The following is a 2,723-nucleotide window of genomic DNA, read 5'->3' as shown; positions in this document are numbered from 1 at the left end:
CCTGCGGCCCCTGCGCCGGCTCAGGACGGCGATCGAAAGCGGCGCCCTGAAGGGTCTGCCGCGCGGCCTGGCGTTCCGCCTGCTGGAGGCGGGCGGCGTCCTGGATCGTCGCGAGGTCGAACGGGATCTGGCGGCGCTCAGCCAGGCGGAGCGCCGCACGCTGAAGGAATTCGGCGTACGTCTGGGCCTCCATTCCGTCTGGACGCCTGCGGCCCTGAAGGGCCGGGGACGCGCGGTGATGCAGGCCTTCGTCGCGGACGAACCCTTCCGGCCCAGGGCGGAGGGCCTGAGCATCCTGCCCGACCCGCCGCCCCCGGCGCGGCTGATGTCGGCGTTCGGAATGCGCGCGGTCGGCCGGTTCGCCGCGCCGGTGGAGTTGCTGGAGGCCCTGGCGGACCGCCGCGGCTCGAGCGGCCGCCTGTCCGAGGCGGACCTGGCCTCGCTCAAGGTGACGGAGGAGGAGGCCAGGGCCTGTTCTCCGCGCTGAAGATCCCTCGCGCCCAGCGGCCGGATCAGCCGGGCCGACGCGCTAGACCGGTGAAGGACTCGCCCTTCGCCGCCCTGTCGTGCTGACCGCGCCGCCGGCCCCGACGGCGAAGACGCCGCGCCGGCCCCGCCGCCGGAAGCCTCATGTCTGAGACGAGTTGCCGGATCGACGTCTGGCTGTGGCGCGCGCGTTTCGCCAAGACGCGCTCCCTGGCCGCGGCCCTGGTCGAACGGGGCGCGGTGCGGCTGACCCACAACGGCGTGCAGACGCGGCTGGACAAGCCCAGCCGCAGCGTCCACGTCGGCGACACCCTGGTGTTCGCCCTGGGCGGCCGGCTGACCGAGTTGCGCGTCGAGGCCCTGGGGCGGCAGCGCGGTCCCGCCGAGGAGGCCCGGACCCTCTACGCCCTGCTCACCGTCGAGGGCTGAGACGGCGGCCTGGCCACCCTTCCGGTTGACAGTTCGGGTTTGGGGGGTCATCTGCGCGTCCCGCGCCCTCCACCGACCGCTGTCCTCCCCCTCCCCCGTTTCCAGCCCATGACCTACATCGTCACCGACGCCTGCGTGCGCTGCAAGTTCATGGACTGCGTCGAGGTGTGTCCCGTCGACTGCTTCTACGAAGGCGAGAACTTCCTGGTCATCGCCCCGGACGAATGCATCGACTGCGGCGTCTGCGAGCCGGAATGCCCGGTCGACGCCATCGTGCCCGACACCGAGGACGAGCCGGACGGCAAGTGGCTGCAGGTCAACGCCGAGTACGCCAAGGTCTGGCCCAACATCACCGTCAAGGGCACGCCGCCGGAGGACCGGGAGCAGTTCGAGCGCGAGACCGGCAAGTTCGAGAAATATTTCTCCGAAAAGCCCGGCAAGGGTTCCTGAGTCTCCGCCGAGGCCGTTGCGGACGATTCACAGCCGGCTTGCCCATTCTGGAGAGGATTTCCAGCCTTCCGTACGCTGACGCTGTGGACGTTTTGAAATTCCGCAGATTTGTGATAGGTTCCTGTCATTGGGTCGGGCGGTCTGCGAAAACCTCGCGCCGCCCGCGTTTGCGACAGAATCCCGCCCAAGCAGGCGGGATCGGCCAGAGGTTGGGTGATCCGTTTCCGCATTTGACGACCAGACTGACATCACCGGCGGATCCTTTCCGGCGGCCGTCATCCTGTTGTCCTTGCGCCTTCGCCTCTCCCTCCCGCTGAGCCGGGAAAGGAAGTGACATGACGAGCAAGACCGGACTGGAGTTCAAGGTTGGCGACGCGGTCGTCTATCCGGCGCACGGCGTCGGCAAGGTAGCGGCGGTCGAGACCCAGGAAGTCGCCGGCATGTCGCTGGAGGTTTACGTCGTGACCTTCGACCATGAGAAGATGACGCTGCGCGTCCCGACCAAGAAGGCCAAGACCGCCGGTCTGCGTTCGCTCGCCGCCGACGACGTCGTCTCCAAGGCGCTGACGACCCTGAAGGGCCGCGCCCGCATCAAGCGCACCATGTGGTCGCGCCGCGCCCAGGAGTACGAAGCCAAGATCAACTCGGGCGACCTGATCTCGATCGCCGAGGTGGTCCGCGACCTGCACCGCGCCGAAAGCCAGCCGGAACAGTCCTACTCGGAGCGTCAGCTGTACGAGTCGGCCCTGGACCGCATGGCCCGCGAGGTCGCCGCCGCCAACAAGATCGACAAGGACGCCGCCGTCGAGCTGCTGGGCAAGTCGCTCAGCGCCAAGAAGGCCGCCGTCGCCGCGACCGCCGAGGCCGAAGCCGCCTGATCGGGCGACATCGCCGAATGACGAAAGGCCCGGGAGCGATCCCGGGCCTTTTGCTTTGGACGGCGGCTTCGAGAGGCGGTTTCGAAATCTCAGAAATACTCCGCGTCCGCTGGGCACTGGGCCGAGATGCGGCGGGCGGTGATCGAGGCCGGCAGGTAGGGCGTGCCGCGCGCCAGCTGGGCGCGCCGCGGAAGGTGAAGCTCTCCTGCTGGTAGGTGCCGTTCAGCCGCACATTGACCCGCCGGTTCTTGTGGTCGGTGCAGGTGCCCTCGAAGCGGGCGTTGCCGTCGCCCACCTGGCGCACCGGATAGGTGCAGCGCCAGCGACGGGTCGACAGGCCGCCGAAGAAGCGGTTGATCTCGGACGGGCGCACGCATTTCCGTTCGGTGTCGCGCACGCCGACCGCCGAGGTGGTGTATTCCCAGAAGCCGGGCAGGACGGTGTCGGCGCTGGCCTGGGGGGCCATGGCCGCCCCGGGGG

The 2,723-nt window shown here is 69.2% G+C and carries 4 protein-coding genes and 1 pseudogene; 4 read left to right on the top strand and 1 reads right to left on the bottom strand.

Annotated elements, in window-relative coordinates; translation table 11 throughout:
- From AC2W7C_RS16395 to AC2W7C_RS16380, 4 genes and pseudogenes are all read left to right on the top strand, one after another.
- Positions 1 to 487 (top strand): annotated as a pseudogene (locus tag AC2W7C_RS16395) (helicase-related protein); the annotation flags it as partial.
- Positions 488 to 630: 143 nt separating this feature from the next.
- Complete coding sequence (locus AC2W7C_RS16390) at positions 631 to 915, top strand: RNA-binding S4 domain-containing protein (protein ID WP_486002348.1); 285 nt, start codon at positions 631 to 633, stop codon at positions 913 to 915.
- 108 nt (positions 916 to 1,023) lie between these two features.
- Complete coding sequence (gene fdxA, locus AC2W7C_RS16385) at positions 1,024 to 1,365, top strand: ferredoxin FdxA (protein WP_486002347.1); 342 nt, start codon at positions 1,024 to 1,026, stop codon at positions 1,363 to 1,365.
- 335 nt (positions 1,366 to 1,700) lie between these two features.
- A complete protein-coding gene (locus AC2W7C_RS16380; protein ID WP_486002346.1) occupies positions 1,701 to 2,243 on the top strand; it encodes a CarD family transcriptional regulator in 543 nt (180 codons plus the stop codon).
- Here AC2W7C_RS16380 and AC2W7C_RS16375 read toward each other — a convergent pair.
- A partial coding sequence (locus AC2W7C_RS16375; protein ID WP_486002345.1) for a DUF3617 domain-containing protein occupies positions 2,191 to 2,723 on the bottom strand: 533 nt, incomplete at its 5' end. The two genes, AC2W7C_RS16380 and AC2W7C_RS16375, sit on opposite strands and share 53 nt — an antisense overlap.

The organism is Brevundimonas sp. CURTG3B2_SDJG (assembly GCF_057364705.1).
Note: the sequence above shows the minus strand (reverse complement) of the source record. Positions and strands in the feature narration are given on the sequence as shown.

What these genes read in the sequence shown, in the direction of transcription:
- AC2W7C_RS16390 (WP_486002348.1), top strand. Translation starts at nt 631, where the DNA reads ATGTCTGAGACGAGTTGCCGGATCGACGTCTGGCTGTGGCGCGCGCGT.
- fdxA (WP_486002347.1), top strand. Translation starts at nt 1,024, where the DNA reads ATGACCTACATCGTCACCGACGCCTGCGTGCGCTGCAAGTTCATGGAC.
- AC2W7C_RS16380 (WP_486002346.1), top strand. Translation starts at nt 1,701, where the DNA reads ATGACGAGCAAGACCGGACTGGAGTTCAAGGTTGGCGACGCGGTCGTC.